Consider the following 23,755-nt stretch of genomic DNA (forward strand, 5'->3'; position numbering starts at 1 on the left):
AGCTAACAGGAAAGAGCATTCATGAAGTCGATCAACGTTGAAGTCGGAGGGCTTGTATCGAGCCTGAGCGGTGAGGGAGTGCGCCGCAAGCTGCTGTATCTTCACGGCGTCCATAATGCGGATGCCAACTATGTTGCGGGAAGCGCAACGATTCATCTCGACGAGCGATGCCTCAGGGTCAAGGATCTGCGCCATTGCATCTCCGAATGCGGCTATCCGGCACCGAAGCTCACCCGGACTACTGCCGCAGATGGGGCAGTGCCAAGTCAAATCTTGTGACAAGCTCGCTGGAGGTCACGGCAACAGAACCACCATGCGCCTCCGCAATCGATTTCACGATGGCAAGGCCAAGACCGGCGCCCGCCGTATTTCGTTGCCGTGCCGGATCAACTCGGTAGAATCGATTGAAGAGCTTTGGTAGATCGGGCTCAGGAATTTTCTCACCGGGATTGACCACACTGATCGTTGTCCACTGCTCATCCTGCGAGAGCAAGACCGTGATGCTCTTCCCGCGAGGAGTGTGTCGAATTGCGTTCGAGAGAAGATTGTTCAGCGCCCGGGTGAGCATTTCCCGATCCGCCGCTATGCTGCCGATCGCCCCTTTAACGCCAAGCATAATGCCGCTATCTTCTGCCAGCGCCTCGAAATAGTCGAACAGACTCCGCACCAATTCGGACAGATCAATTGTAGACAAGCGCAAGTTGCGGGGATCATTTTCCGTTTGGGCAAGAAACAGCATGTCTCCAATCATGCGTCCCATCCGATCAAACTCTTCCAAATTTGAATAGAGGATTTCTCTGTATTCCTCGTTGCTGCGCGGCTGGCCAAGCGCTACGTGAGTCTGCGTGACCAGGTTGGTGACGGGCGTGCGCAACTCGTGCGCTATGTCTGCGGAAAAGTGTGATAGCCGGGTGAAGCCTTCCTCGATTCTCGCCAACATATCGTTGAAGGCAAATACCAGTTCCGCCAGTTCGATCGGCACATCCCGAGGATCCAACCTCACATCCAGCTTTGAAGAGCGAATCGCCCGAATCTCTTCATTGACCTTGCGAATCGGCAGATGGCCCCACTGCACCGCCAGCCAAGCCACACCGAGCGCCAGACACATGACCAAGCCGGTTGCCCACCAAAGCATGCGCTTGAACTCCGCCAGGAAGTCGAGATGAAAGCCGATGTCCATGGCGGCGACGATGCGGTAGCCGGACGCCGCTGAATCGTCAGCAGGCAGTTGTACCACCACACCTCGATATGACCTCTGATCCTCGTGCCACACGATCAAATCGTCAGCGGTGATGCGGTTCACCAACTTTTTGTTACTGTCAAGTTTCGACAGGTCAGGACCGGGCGTGGCATAGATGCTATTGCCAGACCCATCGTAGACGCCGTACGTCATCCCATGATGTCCTGCGACTGCGTTGGCCAAGTGTTGCTTCAGTTCGTCGCTTGCGATGTCACTTGCAAGCTGGTGCAAGGGCTGAGCCAAAGCGGCTGTCACTGCCTCCAGTTCGTGGGCATCCTGTTGAGCAAAGTGGTGCTCCAACGACCGGAGAATGACCCAGTTGAACACAAGAAACACCAAGGTCGTGGCGATACCAACCAGGGCCGTGACCCTCAATGCAAGCGACGCTGGACGGCTTTGCCGCGGCTTATGGCGCAGGGGCATCATCGGGCGCATCGAGCGTGTATCCCATTCCACGCACGGTGTGGATGAGCTTCGGATTGAACGCATCGTCTATCTTCGCGCGTAGGCGGCGGATGGCTACATCGATGACGTTGCTGTCGCTGTCGAAATTCATGTCCCATACCTGCGACGCGATCAGAGAACGTGGAAGGACTTCCCCCTGGCGACGGGCCAGGAGCTCAAGCAACGCGAACTCCTTGCTGGTGAGATTGATGCGTTGGCCAGCGCGCGTTGCACGTCGGCGCGCCAAGTCCAGTACCAAATCGGCAACCTGGATGCGATCAGGCTGGCTCGGAGCGCTTCCGCGTCGCAGCAGCGTCCGCACCCGCGCCAGCAACTCAGAGAAGGCGAATGGCTTGACGAGGTAGTCGTCCGCTCCCAGTTCCAATCCCTTGACACGGTCGTCCACACCGCCACGCGCCGTCAGAAAGAGTACAGGGACCTGTTTACCGGCATCTCGAAGGGCACGCACGATGCGCCAGCCATCGACATCCGGCAGCATGACATCCAAGACCACCAGATCGTATGTCTCGCCCATGGCCAGGTGGTGTCCGTCCAATCCGTTGCGCGCCAGATCCACTACGAATCCCGCCTCCATGAGACCTTGGCGGACGTAATCCGCCGTCTTGTTCTCGTCTTCAACGACCAGCAGTTTCATCGCATGTCCCATGAAATCGCTGCGGCGCAGAAAAATAGCCGCTCACGATGTACGCATTCATCCACTTCAATCAGCAATTTACTGGTTGCCAGCTTCCACGAACATGACACGAACATTACATGAATGTAATTCAAGGGTCATTCGGTGGAAAGTGCCCAACCCATAGCATGACCTGCATTGCGTCGAACTGTGCCGCTCAGGATGGGGTGGCGTTTAGAACGACTTCCGAGTCATCTATGGAGGATTTCAGGCCATGCCGCCTCGTTCACCCTTTTTTATCGTGCCCCCACAGGGCCTTTCTCGTCGGCGTTTCGTCCAAGGGTTAGCCGCCGGCGGCGTTCTCGCTGGGCTGTCCACGCCGGCGTTCAAGGCATTTGCCCAGCAAGGCTCCGCGACGCGCGGTGCCGCCCCTGTGCTAAAAGGCACCGAGTTCGACTTGGTGATCGCCGAATCGCCCGTGAACTTCACGGGCAAGCCAGGCGTGGCTACGACCATCAACGGCTCGCTGCCGGCACCGACATTGCGTTGGCGCGAGGGTGACACCGTCACAATCCGTGTGACCAACAAGCTGCGTGAAGCCACATCCATCCACTGGCACGGGATCATCCTGCCGTATCAGATGGATGGCGTGCCGGGCATTAGCTTCAAAGGCATCGCTCCCGGCGAGACCTTCACGTACCGCTTCAAGGTTCAGCAAAGCGGCTCCTACTGGTACCACTCGCACTCCGGCTTCCAGGAACTCACGGGCATGTACGGGGCGATCATCATCGACCCCGCTGGCGCCGAGACCATCCGCGCCGACCGTGACCACGTGCTGCTGTTCTCGGATTGGACCGACGAAGACCCGATGCGGGTGTTCACCAAGCTCAAGTCCCAAAGCGACTACTACAACTACAACCAACCTACCGTCTTCGACTTCTTCCGGGACGCCTCGCGCGACGGCATGGCCGCTGCGATCGACAAGCGCAAGATGTGGAACGAGATGCGGATGAATCCGACGGATCTCGCCGATCTGTCCGCCGCCACGCTGACCTATCTGGCCAACGGCGTCACCCCCGCCGGCAATTGGACGGCGTTGTTCCGACCGGGGGAGCGCGTGCGGCTGCGCATGGTCAACGGTGCGGGCAACACCTTCTACGACGTACGCATTCCCGGACTGAAACTCACGGTGGTGCACGTCGATGGTGTTGACGTGGAGCCGGTGACGGTCGATGAGTTCCGATTCGGTCCGGGCGAAACCGTCGATGTGATCGTCCAGCCACGGGATGACGCTTACACGATCTTCGCCCAGGCGATGGACCGGACAGGCTACGCGCGTGCCACGCTGGCCGTGCGTGAAGGTCTTCAAGCTCCCGTGCCTGCCCTCGATCCGGTCGAATGGCTGACCATGAACGACATGATGGGCGGCATGATGGGGGGCATGGACCATGGCGGGTCCGGCCAGGCCATGGAGATGACCGGGATGACGGGCATGACGGGCATGACGGGCATGACGGGCATGACCGGGATGACCGGGATGACCGGGATGGGCTCGGGTTCGATGTCCGGGATGGATCATGGGGCGATGGCTGGCATGAACCACGGTGGCATGGCGATGGATCACAGCCAACACGCCGCGGCTGCGGGGGGACTGGCCGTGCCCAGCACTACTGCCCGCCACGCTCGCACCGAGTATGGTGCCAGCACGGACATGCGCGTTGACATGGCGCGCACCAACCTCGATGACCCCGGCATTGGACTGCGCAACAACGGTCGGCGCGTGTTGACCCTCGCGGATCTGCATACCCCGTCGGGGCCGCTGGACAAGAGAGGCCCTGGCCGGGAGGTCGAATTGCACCTCACGGGCAACATGGAACGCTACGCATGGTCCCTGGACGGGCTGGAGTTCGGAAAGTCCACGCCGGTGCACTTCAAACACGGCGAGCGGCTGCGGGTCATTCTGCACAACGACACCATGATGACCCATCCCATGCACCTGCACGGCATGTGGAGCGAGCTGGAAAGCCCCGACGGTCGCTTCCTTGCGCGCCGCCACACCCTGCCGGTGCAGCCGGCACAACGCATCAGCTTCCTGGTGACAGCCGACGCGCTCGGCCGCTGGGCGTGGCACTGCCACCTGATGTTCCACATGGATGCCGGCATGTTCCGCGAAGTCGTGGTGTCTTGAACCCAGCGCACAAGGAAGACCAAGAATGTCCAAAGCACTCCCCACTCGCGCACTGGCCACGACGCTACTGGCCCTGGTAAGCGTCGCCGCACAGGCACAAGCACAGAACGACCATGCTGCGCACGGCCAGGCCGACTCTCAAACGGCCGCGCCATCCACTCAGACCGTGGCTCCTGCCGCCGACCCGCACGCGGGTCACGCGGCGTCGGCGAGCGGCTCGACCGCGGCCCCGGCCATGGATCACGGCAACATGCAGATGCAGGGCGGGTCGGCGCCTCCTGACGCCCGCGATCCGCATGGCTACTCCAATGGCCTGACATTGGGATCGGGCGACTACGCCGTACCCGGTGTGCCGCGGCTGATGCTGGCCGACGAACACAGGTTCTTCTCGTTGCGCGGCGAAACCCTGGAACGCCGCTTCACGCGCAAAGGGGACGATTCCACGGCCTACGACCTCCAGGCGTGGTATGGGACGACCTACAACAAGGCCGTCGTGAAGGCCGAAGGCGATATCGCCAAAGGAAAGCTCGAAGAATCGCGTACCGAGCTTCTCTGGGGGCACGCCGTCGCACCGTACTGGGACACCCAGCTCGGCATTCGGGTGGATAACGGCGAAGGCCCGAGCCGTCAATGGTTGGCTTTCGGCATCCAGGGCCTCGCCCCCTACTGGTTCGAGCTGGAGGCGACGGGCTACGTGGGAAGTGGCGGACGTACGGCGCTGCGTGTCGAAGGCAGCTACGAGCTGCTGCTGACCCAGCGACTGATTCTGGAGCCTCGCGCCGAGTTGCAGTTCTATGGCAAGGACGACCCGGAACGCGGTATCGGCAAGGGCTTGGCCGAAGCGTCTGCTGGCTTGCGCCTGCGCTATGAATTCAGTCGCCAGTTCGCCCCCTATATCGGCGTGGAACGGGCGGGCAGCTTCGGACGCACCGCGGACTATGTGCGTGCCGAAGGCGGCCGCGCGCAGCAGACGCGCTGGGTGGCTGGCGTGCGATTCTGGTTCTAGAACCTAGCGGGTTTGATCATCTGATGAGAGGCAATCTATGAACATGCACTACGACAGAAGCCAGGGCAAAGTGCCGAGACGCCAGGCATTGATCGCTGGCTTGTTGGTGATGGCACTCGCAGGACCGAGCCTGGCGCAGAGCCGACCGATTGCCAAGGTCTGGAAGGACCCGAGCTGCGGATGCTGCAAGGACTGGGTCTCACACCTGCAAGGCGCAGGCTTCGATGTGCAGGTTCTCGACACCGGGAACACGGCAGCGCGCACGCGGCTGGGCATCCCGCAGAAGTACGGTTCGTGCCACACGGCGCAGATCGGCAGCTATGCCATCGAGGGTCATGTGCCTGCCTCGGACATTCAACGCTTGCTGCGCGAAGCCCCGCAGGCCATCGGCCTTGCGGCGCCCGGCATGCCGGTCGGTTCGCCCGGCATGGATGGTCCGGCCTATGGTGGACGCAAGGACGCCTACGACGTGCTGCTGATCGGGAAAAACGGTAGCAGCACGGTCTATCAGTCGCATCGCTGACCATCCATCAACCCTTCTCCGTGGAGATATGCCATGCAGCATCAGCACACACATACCCCCAGCGATCGTCCCCGGTTCTGGCGATCGCGCTACGGCGTGGCGTTCCTCATCATCGCCGCTGTCGCCGCGTATTTCCTGCTCAAGGAGCACACGGCACATGTTGCCGGCTATCTCCCCTTCCTGCTGCTGGCGGCTTGTCCGCTGATGCACCTGTTCATGCACCGTGGTCACGGCCACGGCGGACACGATCATGCCGCGCGTCAGGGTGAGGAAGGTGCCGCAGCCTCCAAGGAGCAGAAGCAATGAGTCGAGGCACTCGCATCGTGCGAGCACGCGACGCCGCGCTTGTCTCCTTGCGCGCGTGCGGCCTGCTGCGATCACCAGACACCAACGGTTAACGGCGGAGGGCACTTGTCACTATGAATTCACCCAGCAAGTCTTCAGGACATGAGCACGCAGGCATGGCGGCGGGTGCCACAACGTCCGGCACGCATACCCACCACCATCACGCCAGCCATGCTGGAAGTGACGATGCGGGCGGGCCCTCAAGCCACTCGCAGCCCGATGCCTCGACACGAGATCCGGTGTGTGGGATGGCGGTCACGGCGGCGTCGGAGCACCGCTCCACGCACTTGGGGAACACGTACCTGTTTTGCAGCACCGGATGCAAGGCCAAATTCGACGCCGATCCGGCGCGATATGCCAGCGGTGGCGCGGGCATAGGCACAGGCAGCGGCCATGCACCGCATCACCATGCCAGCACCGCGATTTCACCGGCCCCGGCGGCATCGCCAACCGCACCCGGAACAATCTACACCTGCCCGATGCACCCGGAGATCCGCCAGGATCATCCGGGAATCTGCCCCAAGTGCGGGATGACGCTGGAGCCTCTGCTGCCCGACCTCGACGACGACAACCCGGAGTTGCGTGACTTCTCGCGTCGCTTCTGGTGGACCTTGCCGTTGACGCTCGTGGTCCTGGCGCTGGCGATGCTGGGCGAGCGGCTACACCTGATGGACATGGCTACACAGAGCTGGGTCGAGTTGGTGCTGTCGTTGCCGATCGTGCTGTGGGCCGGCTGGCCCTTCTTCTCCCGCGGCTGGCTGTCCGTGGTCAACCGCAGCCCGAACATGTGGACACTGATCGGCCTGGGAACGGGTGCGGCATTCATCTACAGCGTCGTGGCAACCGTTGCGCCGGAAGTGTTTCCAGCTTCCTTCATGTCCATGGGACGGGTCGGCGTGTATTTCGAGGCCGCCGCCGTCATCATCTCGCTGACACTGCTCGGCCAGGTGCTGGAACTCAAGGCGCGCTCCCAGACTTCGGCGGCCATCAAGTCGCTGCTGGGGCTGGCGCCCAAGACCGCGCGGCGCATCAATGCGGACGGCAGCGAGGAAGACGTGCCGCTCAGCCATGTGCACGTCGGCGATCTGCTGCGCATCCGACCCGGCGAGAAGGTGCCGGTGGATGGCATCGTGCACGAGGGCAGCAGCTCGATTGACGAATCCATGCTGACCGGCGAACCGCTGCCCGTAAGCAAGCGCGCGGGCGACAAGGTCATCGGGGCCACACTCAACACCAGCGGCGCGCTGGTCATGCGTTCGGAGCGGATCGGCTCGGACACCGTTCTGTCGCAGATCGTCCAGATGGTCGCCCAGGCGCAGCGTTCCAAGGCGCCGATGCAACGCATGGCCGATGTCGTTGCCGGCTACTTCGTGATGGCCGTCGTTGCCATTGCGGTCACGACGCTCTTTGTGTGGGGATTCTTCGGGCCGCAGCCCACCTGGGTCTATGGACTCATCAATGCGGTGGCCGTTCTGATCATCGCCTGCCCGTGCGCGCTGGGTCTGGCCACGCCGATGTCGATCATGGTCGCAACGGGCCGTGGCGCCACGCAGGGCGTGCTATTCCGCGATGCCGCGGCGATCGAGAATCTTCGCAAGGTCGATACCCTCGTCATCGACAAGACAGGAACCCTGACCGAAGGCCGACCTGCTTTCGATCAGGTCGTCGCAGCACCCGGCTTTACGAACGATGAGGTGCTGCGTCTTGCGGCCAGCCTGGACCAGGGCAGTGAACACCCCCTGGCCGACGCCATCGTGCAGGCCGCGCGTGCCCAGGGCCTCCAACTCGTGAAGCCTCAGAGCTTTGAATCGGGAACCGGCATCGGCGTGCGCGGAAAGGTTGAGCACCGGCAACTCGCGTTGGGCAACACAGTGCTGATGGAACAGTCTGGCGTATCGGTGGAACCGCTCGTACCCCAGGCCGAAGCTCTGCGCGGCGAAGGGGCAAGCGTCATGTACTTGGCTGTGGACGGGCAGCTCGCGGGCTTGCTCGCCGTATCCGATCCGGTCAAGGGCAGCACCCCCGAGGCCCTGGCCGCGTTGAAGGCTGCGGGCCTGCGGGTCATCATGGCCACCGGGGACGGGCAGACCACCGCCAAAGCCGTCGGTGCACGCCTAGGCATCGACGAGGTGCATGGTGAGGTCAAGCCGGCGGACAAGCTCATGTTGATCGAGCGGCTGCAGAAAGAAGGACGCATCGTCGCCATGGCCGGAGACGGCATCAACGACGCGCCGGCCTTGGCGAAGGCAGACGTGGGCATCGCCATGGGAACGGGGACCGACGTGGCGATGAACAGCGCCCAGGTCACGCTGGTCAAGGGCGACCTGCGTGGCATCGCTGTCGCTCGCACGCTCTCGGTGAGTACCGTGCGCAACATGAAGCAGAACCTCATGTTCGCCTTCCTCTACAACGCGCTGGGCATCCCCATCGCCGCCGGGGTTCTCTATCCCCTCACGGGCTGGCTGCTGTCGCCGCTGATCGCAGCATTGGCGATGAGCCTGAGTTCGGCGTCGGTCGTTGGCAACGCCTTGCGCCTGAGAGCGAGCCGACTGTGACCGGATTTTCTTTCTGAACCTACAGGAGCCTGCTATCGCCCAGCGAACCGTTTCTTTCGTTCCACGCCGTTGCGAAGGTGCAAGCCTTATCTCGGCACTTCGTTCTTAAACCACTCCTCACACATCAAGGTAGAAATCTCTATGACCCGTTCACATTTCATCGCCAAGCTCGTCGCGCCGATCGCTGCTGGTCTGTTCGCCACCGCCGCATTCGCGCATCCTTCGCTGGTGTCTTCAACGCCAGCCGACAAGTCGCAGGTTTCCGCGCCAGCCACCATCGAGCTGAAGTTCTCCGAAACGCTGGTGCCGCAGTTCTCCGCCGCGAGCCTTGTCATGACTGGCATGCCGGGAATGGCGAGCCATGGCCCGATGAAGATCAACGCCAGCGTCGCGGGTGCCGGCGACGGCAAGACCATGGTCATCACGCCAGCACAGGCGCTCCAGCCCGGCGACTATCGCGTCGAATGGCGTGCCGTCTCCTCGGACACGCATCCGATCACGGGTAACGTCACCTTCAAGGTGAAGTAAGCCCATGGCCGGGGATTGGTTGACCATCGTCCTGCGCCTGGCGCTTTATCTGGACCTGGCGGCGGCGTTTGGCGTCGCCATGTTCGGACTCTATGCTTTGGGCAACGACGAGCGATCCTCGACGATCTCGCGCCGCTATCGCGTCCTCATTGGCGCATCCGCTGCCATCGGCATTGCCCTGTCGATGTGGGGCATGACGGTCATGGCCAAGGCCATGTCCGGCGCCCAAAGCTACGCGGAGCTGTCAACGCACGTTTTCGACATGCTCATTACGGGCACGCACATGGGCATCGCCTGGTGCATTCGCATCCTCGCGCTGTTGGTGTGTGTGCTCGTCGCAATGTTGAAATTGAACGCTACCTTGCGATTTGCAGTGATGGCGCTCTCCACCGGCGTGGCGCTGGCGACCCTTGCGTGGGCAGGCCACGGCGCCATGGACGACGGCGTTCGCGGCTACATCCATCTTGCGTCGGATATCACCCACCTCTGGGCAGCGGGCGCTTGGGTGGGCGCATTGTTGGCGTTCTTGATGCTGGCATCCCACAAGCGGGATGTCGCGCAAGACCCGGTAGCGGTCCTCAGTCGGACGTCGAATGGCTTTGCTCGCATAGGTACAGCGATCGTGGCTGCACTCGTCGTGAGTGGAACTCTCAATTACCTGTTGATCGCCGGACCATCGTTTGATCCGCTCATCTCGACGCTGTATGGCCGGCTGCTGATGGTAAAGCTCCTGCTTTTCGCAGGCATGCTGGCGTTGGCTGCTGCCAATCGGTATCGGTTGAGCCCGAGCCTGGAGGCAGCTTTGAAGGCAGGCAATCGCGCACAGGCAGTCATCAAGCTTAGGCAGAGTCTGTTCACGGAGGCAACCTTGGCCGTTTTGGTTCTGGCGAGCGTTGCATGGCTTGGCATCTTGTCTCCCACTGGAACCTAATCCTTCATGGGCGGCAGATGACAGCGCATGAATTGAATGTAATGCACGGGTAAGCCCTCTGTAGACCGCCTGCTTCTACATTTAACGACGCGGCGCAAGTTGTCGTCGTTTTTACAAAGGAGTCGATCATGAAATCGCAAATTGTCATTGCCGCCCTGTTGAGCGCTCTCTCCGTGCCAGCCTTCGCCGGTCATGCAGCAGCCCAAGCAGCCAAGGAGATGGTTCCCTTGGCTGACGGGGGAACGCTGTACATCTTCAAGGACGGAAAGATGGCACAGGAAAGCCGCTTCGGGCGCGCCGTCTATCTCAATGTCGGGGCTTCGGTGTCGACGAAGGATGGGCGCAACATCGCGATCACCAGCAATGAAGTCGCTCGCCTCGGCTCGCTGCTACAAAAAGAGCACGGCGGATGACGCCGCGGGTGTGCGGTGCTTTTCAAAGCTTCTGCACAGTGTGACAGAGACGCGCGCCCCGATTGGGCGCGCGCGATTGGGACGCGTCACGAGCAACCACGAGCGCTCAAGATGCCAGTTTTTGCGATGTCAAGCGCATCAACTTCCCTGGAATGGATCCAGCCTCCACATCCACCGTGATTCGTCCACGGGACATCTTGCGCGAATGAGAACCTGCGAGGAGCCCGATTTATGGAGTTGCGTCATCTACGATGCTTTGTCGTCTTGGCAGAGGAGTTGCATTTCACGCGGGCGGCCGAGAGGCTGCATATAGAGCAACCCCCCTTGTCTCGCGCGATCAAGGAATTGGAAGATGAGCTTGGGGTCACGCTGTTTGACCGCGACCGCAGGGGTACACGGCTGACCGTGGCGGGGGCGGCATTCTTGCAGGACACCCGCCGACTCTTCACTGTCCTGGAGCAAGCGCGTGAGAATGCCAGAGCCATTGCCGCGGGCCTGAGGGGCAGCCTGCGCATTGCAATTTCCGATGGTGCGATGGACCCACGACTATCGGCGTTCCTAGCTCGTTGCCGCGCGGAAGAGCCCGAGGTCGAGATACGTCTCTCCGAGGTACCGCTGACCGAGCAGATACGGGGCCTACGGTCTGGCGACTTCACGATCGGATTTGCACACGCGGCGGATGTTGGCGAAGGCATCGTGGCTGAACCGATCTGGCGAGACCCGATTGTGATCGCCGTGCCAGCGCGGCACTCGCTTCTTGCGCACAAGCAAGTTCCGCTCAACGAACTTCAGGGTCACCCACTGGTTCTGTGCGACAAACTGGCCTGCGAAGGCTACTGCCGAGAACTAAATCGGCTGCTACAGGTTCTGGAACACAGGCTCAACGTTGTCGAAGAAGTGTCGTCGCTGGACATGATGCTAACGCTGGTCGGCGCAGGCTATGGGATTGGTTTCATGACAGCGACCAAGATTCCCATCAGCCAGAGGCCGGACGTGGTGATTCGCCCTCTGGCGCAGGACACGGCGGTAATCACAACCTATCTGCTTCGGCCAGAAAGCAGCAACTCATCGGTTTCGCTGGATCGCTTCATGGAACGTCTGCGAGGACCTCCGGATGACTAAAGCGTCAATGCCCATCTGAATCGTGCGCCGCAGCACGAAGATTGCGTTCGGCTGCGCTGACGAGTTCCGCAGCACTAAGCTTGAGTCCGGCGGCGATTCTTAAGATCAGAGCGAGAGTGGGCATGTGCTCCCCACGCTCTATTTTGCCCATGTGCGATCGCTCGATCCCTGCTTTCGCAGCCAGTTCTTCCTGAGCAATACCTTGCGTCAGGCGGGCGACACGAACGGCCGCTCCGAATGCCAACGCTGGCTCGGCGTCGAAAGTGGTAGTGCCTGGGGGACGGCCTCGTCGGACAGTTCGCTTCTCCATCCTTGGAAGCGTCGAACAGTCCCGACAATTTAACCACGTTAAGTTTAACTCAAACTAGCTATCATGAAGACTTTCCATCCTTGTCTTATCGCTTCTTGGGGCCTCTCATGCACGACGCCACCAGCCCACGCCCACAGCTCAGGCTCGCCATAGCGCCTGGTGTGGCCTCTTCGAACCTAGCTGCATTGCTTGCCCTGCAGCGCGCGGAGGAGCCCGAAGTTTTTATGGAATTTAATGAGGTTACGACGAGCGATCTCATTACAGGCCTCTACAAACGGCGCTTCGACGTCGGCCTTTCTCTGAAGCAGGTGAGCGATTCTTCGCTGAAGAGTCTTTCTCTTTGGTTTGAGGCGACAGCTCTTGCCACGCCGCTGGGATACCCACTGCTCCGGCAGCAGTCAATCAGAATAGACGAACTTAAGGAGCACTCCGTGTTTCGATGGAAGGCCGAATATTCTCCTTCGCTGGACCAGTACCTGTCCTCCATGTCATCAACGGAAAGGCCGAATGTCCAGCATGTCAGTTCTTTTGAGATGTTGTTGCTCTGGGTCGCAGCTGGATATGGCGTAGGGATTTCTTCGCGATCACGCATCGAAACCGCTAGCCAGTGCGGAATCTGCACGCGTCCAATAGCCGATGGCCCCTACGAGGTCATTACGCACCTGCAGCGACTCTCGGGACAGACGAATCTTGTAGCTGATCGATTTGAGCTTAGAGCCTTGCGAGTTGCCGAGGCGCGTAAAGCATGACAGCCACGTGCGGTGCCCGCCCTTGCCGGTGGATTTGCAGTGGATGCCGGTTCGGGCCAAGGCGCCGTCCAGACGCATCAATTCATCCTGGAAACTGACCTTGATCAATTCAACTCCCCACAACTTCCAATAGTATGTCCACATGATCGGCTTAAGGCGCCTTCTCGCAAGATGGAGCCGCTGGATTACCAGCGGCCTAGTCGTAACCTTGCTTTTCTCGCAGGTTGCGATGGCGATGTACGTCTGTCCCAAGCCAGACCCGAGGGCATCTGTGGAAACCACGCAAATGCGTGCCACGATCTCGATGCAGCAGGCTGACAAGTTGCCAATGTCGGATTGCACCGGCATGCCTGATTCCATGGACAGCGAAGCGCCACAGTTGTGCCACGCTCATTGCAGTGGCGATCGGGAGTCGGCGCTTTCATGGCAGGGGCTGGACATTCAGTTTCTCGCGGCGCACGTGATGTGGCTCGCCAACTCGCTGCCCGGGTTGGTTCTCGACCGGGTAGCCCTCAGGCGGCACGTTACCTACATTCCTCCCAATCCCCGCGCGGGCTTTCCGCCGATCTACCTCACGTTCCAAGTCCTGCGGAATTGATTTATGTGTCCGTGCTCGCCGCGCACCGATGCGGCAGACCACGTGATTTCGTGAACACCAATTCCGAGGACAACCATGTTTACTCCCTTTTTTGGCGCCCCCGAGGGATGCTCTGAACAATTCCTCGGCGACAATAGCGCAAGGTTCGACGGATGACGACGATGCAGCTGAGCTTCGGGGACGCGGAACACACGGGCAAGCGGAAGAAGACGCGACGCGAGATCTTCCTGGCGGAGATGGAGCAGGTTGTGCCGTGGAACGCATTGCTGGCGCTGATCGCACCGCACTACCCGAAGATGGGCCAGCGTGGCCGGCAGCCGTACGCGCTGGCGACGATGCTGCGCATCCACTTCCTGCAGCAGTGGTACGCGCTCAGTGACCCGGCCATGGAAGAGGCGCTGTACGACACGGCGGTGATGCGCCGCTTCGCCCGCCTCAGCGGGCTGGACAACATTCCGGACGAGACCACGATCTTCAGCTTCCGCCGGCTGCTGGAGACGCATGATCTGGCGCCGCAGCTCCTGGAGCGCGTGAACGCGCACCTGGCGCGCAAGGGCCAGAGCTTGAAGGCCGGCACGATCGTGGACGCCACGATCATCGCGGCGCCGAGTTCGACCAAGAACAGGGACGGCAAGCGCGATCCGGAGATGCACCAGACGAAGAAGGGCAACCAGTGGCACTTCGGGATGAAGGCGCACATTGGCGTGGACGAGGAGTCGGGCCTGGTGCACCACGTGGAGTGCACGGCGGCGAACGTCAACGACGTGACGCAGGTGCACAAGCTGCTGCACGGCAAGGAAGACACAATCTGCGGCGACAGCGGCTACACGGGCGCGGACAAGCGCGAGGAGCTGCAAGGCGTGGAGGCTGCGTTCTGGATCGCGGAGAAGCCGTCGAAGCTTCGTGCGATGAAGAACAAGCGTGATCGCAAATACGCCGAACGCTGGGAGCACTTCAAGGCCAGCCTGCGGGCGAAGGTGGAGCATCCGTTCCGAGTGGTGAAGCGGCAGTTCGGTTACACCAAGGTGCGCTATCGCGGGTTGGCGAAGAACACGGCGCAGGTGTTGACGCTGTTCGCGCTGTCGAATCTGTGGATGGCGCGGCGACGTCTGTTGCTGCCGACGGGGTAAATCCGTCTGTTGGACGGGGAAAGCCGTCGAAAAGCGTCAGAAACGGCGCAAAATCCATCATATCGAGGTCGACTTGGCGCCTTGACGCTGAAATCCAAGCATCAGAGCGCTTTGATCAGACCTTCCCGAGGGGCGCCCGTCAGCGTACGGCCGAGGCACAACGCCGGCCTCGATGCGATTGCATCGTCTGAAAGCTATCAGCATCGCGTTGGCAGGCAGTGCGCTTGTTTCGCCTGTGGCCTACGCCCTCGATTTTGCTGAGGCACGCCTTATCGCGGAGCAGCAGAGCCCGCGCATAAGCGCGCAGCAGTTGCAGGTCAACGTCGCCGAATCCGTGCAGAAGGCAGCAGGCTCGCTGCCCGACCCCAAGCTCTCGCTCGGCATCGAAAACTATCCCATCAGCGGCATGGATCGCTGGAGCATGACGCGCGAATCCATGACGATGCAGCGCCTGGCGCTCATGCAGGAAGTGCCCAACAGGGCCAAGCGCGACGCCCAGGTCGCCAGTGCGCAGGCGCGTGTGGATCGAGAGCGCGCGGCGCTGGTTTTGCAGCGATTGCAGATCCGCCAGGAACTCAGCCTGGCGTGGATCGCCGCGCAGGCGGTGGAGCAACGGGAGATACTGCTGACGGAACTGCTCGCGGAGAACCAGCGCCTGCAAGACAGTCTCCCCGCTCGCGTCGCCGGCGGCACGGCCCAGACTGGCGACCTGTTGGTCGCGCAACAGGAGGCGCTGACACTCACGGACCGCCGTGACGATCTACAGCGGGACCGGGCCAAGGCCAGGGCCGCATTGCGGCGCTGGGTGGGCTCCAGGGCCGACGAAGCACTGCAAGGCGATCCAGGCCCGCTCACTCACCCCGTCGCGCAACTGCGCACAGAACTGGCGAATCACGCGGAGCTTGAACTCTATCCGGCGATGCAAAGCATGGCCCGGGCCGAGTCCCGCGAAGCCCAATCAGAGACCCGCGGCGATTGGGCCTGGGAGATTGCCTATAGCCGGCGGGATCGCCGATGGGGCGACATGGTGTCATTCCAGGTGACATTCGATCTGCCATGGCAGAAGGATCGACGCCAAGTGCCCATGATCGAGGCAAAACGGCACGAGTTGGAGCGTCTGGACGCCGAACGCGAAGACGTGGCGCGGCGTCATTTGCAGGAGCTGGACGACAGCGCCGCCGAACTCCAAGCGTTGAACAGCCAGATCGACCGCCTGCAGACCGCAGGCTTGCAGCTGGTACGGAACCGAGCGGCGCTTGCGTTGAGCAACTACCGATCCGCCAAGGGGGACCTGAGCGCTGTGCTCAGTGCACGCGCCCAGGTACTGGAGACGCGCATGCGTCTGATCGACCTGGGAGCGCAGCGCGACCGCCTCGTCGCCCGACTGAACAGCCTGATCGCGGACTGAGTGGAGACCCTCGCCATGAACACCTCTTCGAGAAACATCCTTGCCGGCTTGACGCTGATTGCTGCCGGTATTGCCGTTGGATGGAGCGTCGCCCAATGGCGCGCCGGCCACCTCAGCGGCTCCCCCGCTGCCACCATTGCAAGTGCTCCGACCGAGCGCAAGGTGCTGTATTGGTACGACCCGATGGTGCCGGCCCAGAAGTTCGACAAGCCCGGCAAATCGCCCTACATGGACATGGCGTTGATGCCGAAGTACGCAGATGAAGACACTCAGGACAGCACGGGCCTGAGCGTGTCGGCGCAAGCGGTGCAAGCCCTGGGCCTGCGTACAACCGAAGTCGTGCAAGGCAAGATCGGCGCAGATGTGAACGTCGTGGGCACCGTGCTGCTCAACGACCGCGACGTCAGCATCGTGCAGGCGCGGACCGCTGGCTTCGTCGAGCGTGTCTACGCACGGGCTGCGGGCGACGTGATCGCAGCAGGGGCACCGCTGCCTGACCTATTGCTGCCGGAGTGGATCGCCGCACAGCGCGAGTTTCTCTCGGTTCGCGCGATGGGCGACGCACCGTTGACCGCAGCTGCCCGCCAACGGCTGCTGCTGCTCGGCATGCCGCAAGCCCTGATCGCCCAGGTGGAGCGCACAGGCGAGCCCAAGGGGCTGTACACGGTCACAACACCTCAAGGCGGCTTGGTGGCCGAACTGATGGTGCGTCAGGGCATGACGGTTTCCGCCGGGGAAAGCCTGGCCCGGGTGAATGGCTTGGCCACGGTGTGGATCGAAGCGGCTGTCCCCGAAGCACAAAGCGGGCCATTGCAGGTCGGCCAAACGGCGCAGGTCCGGCTGGCGGCGTTTCCCGGTGAAGTGCTCCAGGCGCGCATCGTGAGCATCCTGCCCGAAGCCAACCGCGACACCCGTACGGTGCGAGTGCGGCTTGAAATGGCCAATCCCGGCCAGCGCCTGAAGGCCGGCATGTCCGGCCAGATCGCGCTCAAAGGCAACGAACAGCCCGCGCTGCTTGTTCCCAGCGAGGCGGTCATCCGCACCGGCAAGCGCGCACTGGCCTATGTGGTCGATGGACCCGGCAAGTTCCATCCCGTGGAGGTCCAGGTGGGCGCGGAGGTAGGCGATCAACTGGTGGTCAACGGCGGGCTCGCGGCGGGACAGCAGGTGGTGGCCTCGGCGCAGTTCCTGATCGATTCGGAAGCCAGCCTGCGGGGCGTGCTGCCTGCAGGTGCCGCGGCGTCCGCGCCTGCATCGCCGCACAACGGGCACGGCACCTCGTCGCCACCGGCCGCGGCCACCAACGCTTTCGTGGTGCGCGGCGTGATCGAGGAGATGTCGCCCACCGAGCTGACGCTGGCGCACGAGGCCGTGCCAGCCCTCCAATGGCCGGCCATGACCATGGGCTTCAAGCTGAGCAGCCCGCAGCTCGCCGCGGGTCTTTCGGTTCGGCAGCAGGTGCGATTCACCTTCTCCAAGCAAGGTGAGGACTACGTGATCACCGCCATCGAAAAGGTGCAGCCATGATCGCCAAACTGATTCGATGGTCGGTGGCCAATCGCTTCCTGGTGCTGCTGGCCACCGCCATGCTCACGGCATGGGGCGTGTGGGGCGTTCGCAGCACGCCCGTGGATGCGCTGCCGGACTTGTCAGACGTGCAGGTCATCATTCGCACCAACTACCCAGGACAGGCGCCGCAGATCGTCGAGAACCAGGTCACCTACCCGTTGGCCACCACCATGCTGTCGGTGCCAGGGGCCAAGACCGTGCGCGGCTTCTCGTTCTTTGGCGACTCGTTCGTCTATGTCTTGTTCGAGGACGGAACCGACCTGTACTGGGCCCGCTCACGGGTACTGGAATACCTGAACCAGGTCCAGGGCCGATTGCCCGCCACGGCGAAGCCGGCCCTGGGTCCGGACGCCACAGGCGTCGGCTGGATCTTCCAGTACGCGCTCGTGGATCGCACGGGCAAGAACGATCTGGCGCAACTGCGTGCGTTGCAGGACTGGTTCCTGAAGTTCGAACTCAAGAGCCTGCCCAACGTGGCCGAAGTGGCATCGGTGGGGGGCATGGTCAAGCAGTACCAGGTCGTGCTCGACCCGATCAAGTTGGCGTCCTATGGCCTCAGTCAGGCTCAAGTCCGCGATGCCCTGATGGGGGCCAACCAGGAGACCGGCGGCTCCGTCCTGGAATTGTCAGGCGCGGAGTACATGGTCCGCGCGAGCGGATACCTCAAGACCCTGGACGAGTTCCGGGAGATCCCCTTGACGGCACGCGGCGGTGTGCCGGTGCGGCTGGGGGATGTGGCGACGCTCCAGATAGGCCCGGAGATGCGGCGTGGCATTGCCGAACTCGACGGAGAAGGCGAGGTCGCCGGCGGCGTGGTGGTGCTGCGCTCCGGCAAGAATGCCCAGGAGACGATCGCTGCCGTCAAGGCCAAGCTCGCGGAGCTGCAGGGCAGCCTGCCGCCGGGCGTCGAGATCGTCACCAGCTACGACCGCAGCGCGCTGATCGAGCGGGCCATTCGCAATCTCACGACCAAGCTGGGCGAAGAGTTTCTGGTGGTGGCGCTGGTCTGCGCACTGTTCCTTTGGCATCTTCGTTCTGCGCTGGTGGCCATCATCTCGCTACCTCTGGGCGTGATGACGGCGTTCCTGGTCATGCGCTACCAGGGCATCAACGCCAACATCATGTCGCTGGGGGGGATTGCCATCGCCGTGGGGGCGATGGTGGATGCAGCGGTGGTGATGATCGAGAACGCCCACAAGAAGCTGGAGGCTTGGCAGCACGCGCACCCGGATCAACGACTGCAGGGCAAGGAACGGTGGGACGTGATCACACAGGCCGCAGAGGAAGTCGGTCCTGCGCTCTTCTTCTCGCTGCTCATCATCACGCTCTCGTTCATCCCGGTCTTCACCCTAGAAGCGCAGGAAGGCCGGCTGTTCGGCCCGCTGGCGTTCACCAAGACCTACGCGATGGCCGCGGCCGCAGGGCTGTCAGTGACGCTGATTCCCGTACTCATGGGCTACTGGATTCGCGGGCGTATCCCGGATGAGCAGAAGAACCCCATCACCCGCATCCTGATTGCAGCCTACCGGCCAGCACTGGAGTGGGTACTGCGCCGGCCTTAGGCGACGCTGCTGATCGCCGTGCTGGCCTTGGCGACCACGGCCTGGCCCTTGGCGCGGCTCGGCGGTGAGTTTCTGCCGAGGTTGGACGAAGGGGACCTGCTCTACATGCCCTCGGCCCTGCCGGGACTCTCGGCGCAGCGCGCCACGGAGTTGCTGCAGCTGAGCAACCGCATGATCAAGACCGTACCTGAAGTGGACAAGGTGTTCGGCAAGGCAGGACGGGCCGAAACTGCGACCGATCCGGCGCCCCTTGAGATGTTCGAGACCACGGTGAAGCTCAAGCCCAGGGAACAATGGCGTCCAGGCATGACGCCCGAGAAGCTCGTGGAAGAGCTGGATCGTGCCGTGAAGATCCCGGGCCTGTCCAATATCTGGATTCCCCCTATCCGCAATCGCATCGACATGCTGGCTACCGGCATCAAGAGCCCGATCGGGGTGAAGGTGACCGGCAACGACCTGGGCGTGATCGATCGCATCGCTGCAGAGGTCGAGCAGGTCGCCAAGGGCATTCCCGGCGTGACGTCATCCCTCGCGGAGCGCTTGACGGGCGGGCGCTACGTGGATGTTCAGATCGACCGCGTAGCCGCCGGTCGCTACGGCCTGAACATCGCCGATGTCCAGGCCGTCATCGCCGGCGCGGTGGGTGGCGAAAACGTCTCGGAAACGGTCGAGGGGCTTGCCCGCTTTCCGATCAATCTGCGCTACGCGCGAGAATGGCGTGATTCACCACAACGGCTGGCAGAACTACCCATCTTCACGCCGATGGGTCAGCAGATCACGTTGGGGACCGTGGCACGCATCGCGATCACCGATGGGCCGCCCATGCTCAAGAGCGAGAACGCACGGCCCTCCGGTTGGGTCTATGTCGATGTGCGCGGCCGTGATCTAGCCTCGGTGGCCAACGAACTGCGCGATGCCATCGGGCAGCAGGTCAAGCTAGAGCCGGGTGTGAGCATCACCTACTCCGGGCAGTTCGAATACATGGAGCGGGCCAATGCACGCCTGAAGGTTGTGGTGCCTGCCACCCTGTTGATCATCTTCGTTCTGTTGTACCTGACCTTCGCGCGTGTGGACGAAGCGGGCTTGATCATGGCGACCTTGCCCTTCGCGCTCACGGGGGGCATCTGGTTCCTGTACCTGCTGAACTACAACCTGTCCATCGCCACCGGCGTGGGATTCATCGCGCTGGCAGGTGTGGCGGCGGAGTTCGGCGTGGTGATGCTCATCTATCTGAAGCAGGCCTTGGCGGAACGTTGCCCCGATGGACGCGACCCGACGCGAGAAGAACTGCTCGATGCGATCCGGGAGGGTGCCGTGCTGCGCGTGCGGCCCAAGGCGATGACCGTCGCCGTCATCCTGGCGGGCCTGGTACCCATTGTCTGGAGCAGCGGTACGGGCTCGGAGGTCATGAGCCGCATCGCAGCCCCGATGCTTGGAGGGATGGTGACCGCTCCGTTGCTGTCGCTCTTCGTGATTCCGGCTGCCTACATGCTGATGCGTAAGCCGCGCTAACGTTGCAACGCGGCAGGGTCTCATAACCAAGGCCCTGCCGTTTCCGGTGCGGCCTATCGGCACCCGAGCGAATAACCATTCGACACATGCGCTTTAGCCGGCGTAAGAACTGGCCGAAGGCGCGGAGGCACGACTAACCGCTTGGCAGTGACGAGCCATATCAGGGAACAAAACCTGACCCCGGCCGTTCAGACAGAATCGTCAGCATTTCTATGACAGCCCGAACCTTGGGCTGCAGGTAACGCGATTGCGGCCACACTGCATGGATAGGCATCTCACCACCTGCCCAGTCCGGCAGCAAGGGGATCAAGCGCCCCTGCCGTATATCTTCGGCCACCAGCCATGTCGGCATCTGCATGATGCCGCAGCCGGCCAGACCCGCCGCCAACATTGCTTCACCATCACTGAATTCATGGCGCGGATAGATTTCCTGCCGACGTACGCGCTGGTCCGATACGCGGAGCAACCAAGTGGGTCTCTGCCGTCCCCGAGGACCAGTGATGCAGTCCCGATGCCTTACCCCATTACTTCTCGGTAATTACTGCGGCGCGCTCACTAATACGACCACTACATTCTGGGACGACGTAGGGGCTGACTCAGTCCGGTTGTAGGCGCTCAGAAGGCTATGGCCTTCAGGATGGCCGCACGCCTCATCGCGCCGCGCCGTATGCGCTGCGGACTGCAAAGGCCCGCATCCTGTAGCTCACTTCCGACGGCCAAAGCATCCATCTTTGGCCGTCGGCCAGCGTCAGGCACTTTCGAGCATTGCCGCATCATTTAGCAACCGTTGAATGCGCTGGCGAATCTCCTCTGGAATACCTTGCGCAGACGAATCAGGTCCGGGCCTGTTTGGCTGCTGCTGGGTGCCCGCGATGACCCGCACGACCATGCCCAAATTTCCGGGTGTCACGATGTCGATGGCCGCGCGATCACCCAGATCCGGGTGTACGCGGGTCAGCATCCGGTACAAGTCCCACGAATCCGCGTGCGGACACTGGTTCATGAGCACCTGGGCCAGTTTGTGCTTGAGCGGCACCAGTTGCCAGTCGGGCACACGTTGCCCGCGATTGCCCAAGCTGATGGACAGCAGTTTGCCCGCCTTCAGCTCGCGGTTTATCTGGTCCTTGGACTTTCCGGCCAGCTTACCGAACAGCGGAACCGGCAAACTGCTCGGCGATTCGTAGATGGCGAGCATTTCCTCGCGCTCGCGCTGGATGGCGGATACTTCCGGCGCCGGCGCCGGCGCACGCGTCGGGGGCGGTGGCACCTGCGACAGCCGCTGGAAGGTGATTCCCGCGTCGTTTGGCGTCACGACAATGGGGGTGACCACCACGGGCGGAGCCGAAGCCGCAGAAGTGCCTGCAACGATGGCGTCGGGGTTGTCCTCCCCTGCGATGGCTGGCACGCCCTCGATATGGATGGTGAGGTGGGCGCTGGCCGCTTCGACCTGGCCCTGTTCGAGTAAGTCGAGGCGATCCGCCCAGTCCTGCATCATCCGACGGCGCGGCTCAACATACTTGGCGTGGTTGTAGGCCGAACTCACCTTGTTCGGGTCCGAGTGCGAAAGCTGCGCGTCCACCCAAATCTTGGGATAGCCGATCTCGTTGAGCGCCGTCGAGATGGTTCCGCGGATGCCGTGCCCGGTCAGTTGATCCTCGTAGCCCATTCGTTTCAAGGCCGCGTTGAGGGTGTTCTCGCTGATGCGCTTCTTGAGTTCGCTGCGGTGCGTGAGCAGATGGACCTGGGCCGGCTTCATCACACCCAACAGGTAGCGCACGATCTCGATGGCCTGCACGGACAACGGCACGATGTAGGGCGGAACGTCCTGCGGGCGCTTGCCGGCCTTGCGCATCTCGTCCTGGAGTTGTTTGACAATCTGCGGCGGGATGATCCACAGGCCACGGTCGAGATCGAACTGGTCCGGGGTCGCCAGCCGCAGCTCGCCGGTACGCACGCCGGTCAGGAACAGCAGCCGGATGCCGAGTTGGGTCTGCCAACCACGAGGGTTGTAGAGCCTGAGCTTGTGCAGGAACTCGGGAAGCTCCCGAAGATGCAGGTAGGGGTTGTGGTTCACCGGGGGCTTGGGCTCGGCCACCACGTCCAGGTCGGAGGCCGGATTGGCTTCCAGCCCCTCCACGATGACGAGGGCATAGCGGAACAACTGCCCCAGCCAGGTGCGGACCTTCTCGGCAGTGGTGAACGCCTTGCGCTCCTCGATCCTCGCCAGGACGCCCAGGAGTTGGGGCCGGCGAATGTCGTAGATCGACATCTGCTTGAGGCTGGGCAGCACGTCCTTGTTGAAGATCCGCAGGATCTGCGACAGCGTGCTGTTCCTGCCCTCCTTGATTTCCTTGCGGCGATGCTCGACCCACGCATCGAAGACGGCCTTGAAGGTGTAGTCGGCCGCAAGCTTGACCGCGTGTCGCTTCTGTTTGCGATCGGTATGGGGGTTGATGCCCTTTGCCAGAAGCGCCCGGGCTTCGTCGCGCAAGGTGCGCGCTTCGCGCAAACCGATCTCGGGGTAGTTCCCCAGGGAGATGCGCTTTTGCTTGCCGAGCCAGTAATAGCGCAAATGCCACGACTTGCCGCCGGTGGGGGCGACCACCAGGCCGAGGCCATCGGTGTCGGGGATGCTGTACGTTTTCTCGGCGGCCTTGGCTTGCCGCACGGTCAGATCAGAGAGTGTCATCATCAAGCTCCTAAGTCTTGGACTTAGGCCCGATGCTGCTTGTCATCCCGATCCAACCCCAGCAACAACCCGGAACCGGCACCACCCGCATTCTTTGGCCTTGTTTTTGGCCTCAAAAACGCTGGCTGTCAGTGGATTTCCGTGGCTTTCGCTGGAATGAAAAAAGGAGCCGAAGCTCCTCTTTTCAACGACTTACAGACGTCAGTGGAAGTCCGTAGATCATAACTTGGAGCGGGAAACGAGACTCGAACTCGCGACCTCAACCTTGGCAAGGTTGCGCTCTACCAACTGAGCTATTC

The 23,755-nt window shown here is 62.1% G+C and carries 19 protein-coding genes and 2 pseudogenes; 16 read left to right on the plus strand and 5 right to left on the minus strand.

Annotated elements, in window-relative coordinates:
* Positions 1-21: 21 nt before the first annotated feature.
* Positions 22-279, plus strand: a complete 258-nt coding sequence (locus tag RWO33_RS03700) for a heavy metal-associated domain-containing protein (protein WP_013391817.1) — start codon at positions 22-24, stop codon at positions 277-279.
* On the opposite strand, the gene RWO33_RS03705 is transcribed toward RWO33_RS03700, so the two are convergent.
* Entirely contained in the window at positions 239-1,675 is a 1,437-nt protein-coding gene (locus RWO33_RS03705; protein WP_314102241.1) for a heavy metal sensor histidine kinase, read from the minus strand. The two genes, RWO33_RS03700 and RWO33_RS03705, sit on opposite strands and share 41 nt — an antisense overlap.
* Positions 1,647-2,339 carry a heavy metal response regulator transcription factor gene (locus RWO33_RS03710; RefSeq protein ID WP_003097513.1) on the minus strand — a complete coding sequence of 231 codons (693 nt, stop codon included), beginning with the start codon at positions 2,337-2,339 and terminating at the stop codon, positions 1,647-1,649. Before RWO33_RS03710 ends, RWO33_RS03705 begins: the two co-directional genes overlap by 29 nt.
* A gap of 253 nt (positions 2,340-2,592) precedes the next feature.
* On the opposite strand from RWO33_RS03710, the gene RWO33_RS03715 reads away from it, so the two are divergent.
* The 9 genes from RWO33_RS03715 to RWO33_RS03755 all read left to right on the plus strand — a co-directional run bounded on the left by RWO33_RS03715 (position 2,593) and on the right by RWO33_RS03755 (position 11,929).
* Positions 2,593-4,506: a copper resistance system multicopper oxidase gene (locus tag RWO33_RS03715; protein ID WP_197638379.1), complete on the plus strand. Its 1,914-nt coding sequence runs from the start codon at positions 2,593-2,595 to the stop codon at positions 4,504-4,506.
* A 25-nt stretch (positions 4,507-4,531) separates the two neighbouring features.
* A complete protein-coding gene (locus RWO33_RS03720) occupies positions 4,532-5,512 on the plus strand; it encodes a copper resistance protein B (RefSeq protein ID WP_013391821.1) in 981 nt (326 codons plus the stop codon).
* A gap of 37 nt (positions 5,513-5,549) precedes the next feature.
* The gene (locus RWO33_RS03725) at positions 5,550-6,035 is read left to right on the plus strand and encodes a DUF411 domain-containing protein (protein ID WP_013391822.1); all 486 of its coding nucleotides are present in this window, start codon (positions 5,550-5,552) and stop codon (positions 6,033-6,035) included.
* A gap of 33 nt (positions 6,036-6,068) precedes the next feature.
* Positions 6,069-6,341, plus strand: coding sequence for a DUF2933 domain-containing protein (locus tag RWO33_RS03730; protein WP_013391823.1), 273 nt, complete (start codon positions 6,069-6,071; stop codon positions 6,339-6,341).
* A 287-nt stretch (positions 6,342-6,628) separates the two neighbouring features.
* Positions 6,629-8,935 carry a heavy metal translocating P-type ATPase gene (locus RWO33_RS03735; RefSeq protein WP_013391824.1) on the plus strand — a complete coding sequence of 769 codons (2,307 nt, stop codon included), beginning with the start codon at positions 6,629-6,631 and terminating at the stop codon, positions 8,933-8,935.
* Positions 8,936-9,076: 141 nt separating this feature from the next.
* Positions 9,077-9,463, plus strand: a complete 387-nt coding sequence (gene copC / locus RWO33_RS03740) for a copper homeostasis periplasmic binding protein CopC (protein WP_008063308.1) — start codon at positions 9,077-9,079, stop codon at positions 9,461-9,463.
* Between the two features lie 4 nt (positions 9,464-9,467).
* Positions 9,468-10,394 (plus strand): copper homeostasis membrane protein CopD, encoded by a 927-nt coding sequence (gene copD / locus RWO33_RS03745; protein ID WP_016445094.1) that lies wholly within the window; start codon positions 9,468-9,470, stop codon positions 10,392-10,394.
* 128 nt (positions 10,395-10,522) lie between these two features.
* A complete protein-coding gene (locus RWO33_RS03750; protein WP_003090336.1) occupies positions 10,523-10,807 on the plus strand; it encodes a CopK family periplasmic copper-binding protein in 285 nt (94 codons plus the stop codon).
* A 231-nt stretch (positions 10,808-11,038) separates the two neighbouring features.
* Entirely contained in the window at positions 11,039-11,929 is an 891-nt protein-coding gene (locus RWO33_RS03755; RefSeq protein WP_013391826.1) for a LysR family transcriptional regulator, read from the plus strand.
* 4 nt (positions 11,930-11,933) lie between these two features.
* Here RWO33_RS03755 and RWO33_RS03760 read toward each other — a convergent pair whose 3' ends face one another.
* Positions 11,934-12,239, minus strand: a complete 306-nt coding sequence (locus RWO33_RS03760; protein WP_013391827.1) for a helix-turn-helix transcriptional regulator — start codon at positions 12,237-12,239, stop codon at positions 11,934-11,936.
* Between the two features lie 107 nt (positions 12,240-12,346).
* Between RWO33_RS03760 and RWO33_RS03765 the strand changes: the two genes are divergently transcribed.
* The 6 genes and pseudogenes from RWO33_RS03765 (at position 12,347) to RWO33_RS03790 (ending at position 20,767) form a co-directional block, all read left to right on the plus strand.
* Positions 12,347-12,988 carry a LysR substrate-binding domain-containing protein gene (locus RWO33_RS03765; protein WP_013391828.1) on the plus strand — a complete coding sequence of 214 codons (642 nt, stop codon included), beginning with the start codon at positions 12,347-12,349 and terminating at the stop codon, positions 12,986-12,988.
* 286 nt (positions 12,989-13,274) lie between these two features.
* The gene (locus tag RWO33_RS03770; RefSeq protein WP_006226245.1) at positions 13,275-13,586 is read left to right on the plus strand and encodes a hypothetical protein; all 312 of its coding nucleotides are present in this window, start codon (positions 13,275-13,277) and stop codon (positions 13,584-13,586) included.
* 161 nt (positions 13,587-13,747) lie between these two features.
* On the plus strand, positions 13,748-14,716 hold the full coding sequence (locus RWO33_RS03775) for an IS5 family transposase (protein WP_016445093.1): 969 nt from the start codon (positions 13,748-13,750) through the stop codon (positions 14,714-14,716).
* Positions 14,717-14,888: 172 nt separating this feature from the next.
* Entirely contained in the window at positions 14,889-16,124 is a 1,236-nt protein-coding gene (locus RWO33_RS03780) for a TolC family protein (protein WP_197610480.1), read from the plus strand.
* 15 nt (positions 16,125-16,139) lie between these two features.
* A complete protein-coding gene (locus RWO33_RS03785) occupies positions 16,140-17,651 on the plus strand; it encodes an efflux RND transporter periplasmic adaptor subunit (protein WP_013391832.1) in 1,512 nt (503 codons plus the stop codon).
* A pseudogene (locus RWO33_RS03790) lies at positions 17,648-20,767 on the plus strand (efflux RND transporter permease subunit). The gene RWO33_RS03785 and the pseudogene RWO33_RS03790 overlap by 4 nt, the downstream one beginning before the upstream one ends.
* A 160-nt stretch (positions 20,768-20,927) precedes the next feature.
* Here RWO33_RS03790 and RWO33_RS03795 read toward each other — a convergent pair.
* Both RWO33_RS03795 and RWO33_RS03800 read right to left on the minus strand, forming a co-directional pair.
* Positions 20,928-21,272 (minus strand): annotated as a pseudogene (locus RWO33_RS03795) (LysR substrate-binding domain-containing protein); the annotation flags it as partial.
* A gap of 243 nt (positions 21,273-21,515) precedes the next feature.
* Positions 21,516-23,456 carry an integrase arm-type DNA-binding domain-containing protein gene (locus RWO33_RS03800; protein WP_016445090.1) on the minus strand — a complete coding sequence of 647 codons (1,941 nt, stop codon included), beginning with the start codon at positions 23,454-23,456 and terminating at the stop codon, positions 21,516-21,518.
* Positions 23,457-23,755: the final 299 nt, after the last annotated feature.

Source organism: uncultured Stenotrophomonas sp., from assembly GCF_963519925.1.
Lineage (GTDB): Bacteria > Pseudomonadota > Gammaproteobacteria > Xanthomonadales > Xanthomonadaceae > Stenotrophomonas > Stenotrophomonas maltophilia_AE.

Bases quoted from the DNA above. Each gene is read 5' to 3' on its own strand.
- RWO33_RS03735 (WP_013391824.1), top strand. From the start codon at position 6,629: ATGGCGGTCACGGCGGCGTCGGAGCACCGCTCCACGCACTTGGGGAAC.
- RWO33_RS03705 (WP_314102241.1), bottom strand. From the start codon at position 1,675: ATGCGCCCGATGATGCCCCTGCGCCATAAGCCGCGGCAAAGCCGTCCA.
- RWO33_RS03785 (WP_013391832.1), top strand. From the start codon at position 16,140: ATGAACACCTCTTCGAGAAACATCCTTGCCGGCTTGACGCTGATTGCT.
- RWO33_RS03775 (WP_016445093.1), top strand. From the start codon at position 13,748: ATGCAGCTGAGCTTCGGGGACGCGGAACACACGGGCAAGCGGAAGAAG.
- RWO33_RS03700 (WP_013391817.1), top strand. From the start codon at position 22: ATGAAGTCGATCAACGTTGAAGTCGGAGGGCTTGTATCGAGCCTGAGC.
- RWO33_RS03800 (WP_016445090.1), bottom strand. From the start codon at position 23,456: ATGACACTCTCTGATCTGACCGTGCGGCAAGCCAAGGCCGCCGAGAAA.
- RWO33_RS03710 (WP_003097513.1), bottom strand. From the start codon at position 2,339: ATGAAACTGCTGGTCGTTGAAGACGAGAACAAGACGGCGGATTACGTC.
- RWO33_RS03765 (WP_013391828.1), top strand. From the start codon at position 12,347: ATGCACGACGCCACCAGCCCACGCCCACAGCTCAGGCTCGCCATAGCG.
- RWO33_RS03780 (WP_197610480.1), top strand. From the start codon at position 14,889: ATGCGATTGCATCGTCTGAAAGCTATCAGCATCGCGTTGGCAGGCAGT.
- RWO33_RS03725 (WP_013391822.1), top strand. From the start codon at position 5,550: ATGAACATGCACTACGACAGAAGCCAGGGCAAAGTGCCGAGACGCCAG.
- copD (WP_016445094.1), top strand. From the start codon at position 9,468: ATGGCCGGGGATTGGTTGACCATCGTCCTGCGCCTGGCGCTTTATCTG.
- RWO33_RS03760 (WP_013391827.1), bottom strand. From the start codon at position 12,239: ATGGAGAAGCGAACTGTCCGACGAGGCCGTCCCCCAGGCACTACCACT.
- RWO33_RS03715 (WP_197638379.1), top strand. From the start codon at position 2,593: ATGCCGCCTCGTTCACCCTTTTTTATCGTGCCCCCACAGGGCCTTTCT.
- RWO33_RS03750 (WP_003090336.1), top strand. From the start codon at position 10,523: ATGAAATCGCAAATTGTCATTGCCGCCCTGTTGAGCGCTCTCTCCGTG.
- copC (WP_008063308.1), top strand. From the start codon at position 9,077: ATGACCCGTTCACATTTCATCGCCAAGCTCGTCGCGCCGATCGCTGCT.
- RWO33_RS03720 (WP_013391821.1), top strand. From the start codon at position 4,532: ATGTCCAAAGCACTCCCCACTCGCGCACTGGCCACGACGCTACTGGCC.
- RWO33_RS03730 (WP_013391823.1), top strand. From the start codon at position 6,069: ATGCAGCATCAGCACACACATACCCCCAGCGATCGTCCCCGGTTCTGG.
- RWO33_RS03755 (WP_013391826.1), top strand. From the start codon at position 11,039: ATGGAGTTGCGTCATCTACGATGCTTTGTCGTCTTGGCAGAGGAGTTG.
- RWO33_RS03770 (WP_006226245.1), top strand. From the start codon at position 13,275: ATGCGTGCCACGATCTCGATGCAGCAGGCTGACAAGTTGCCAATGTCG.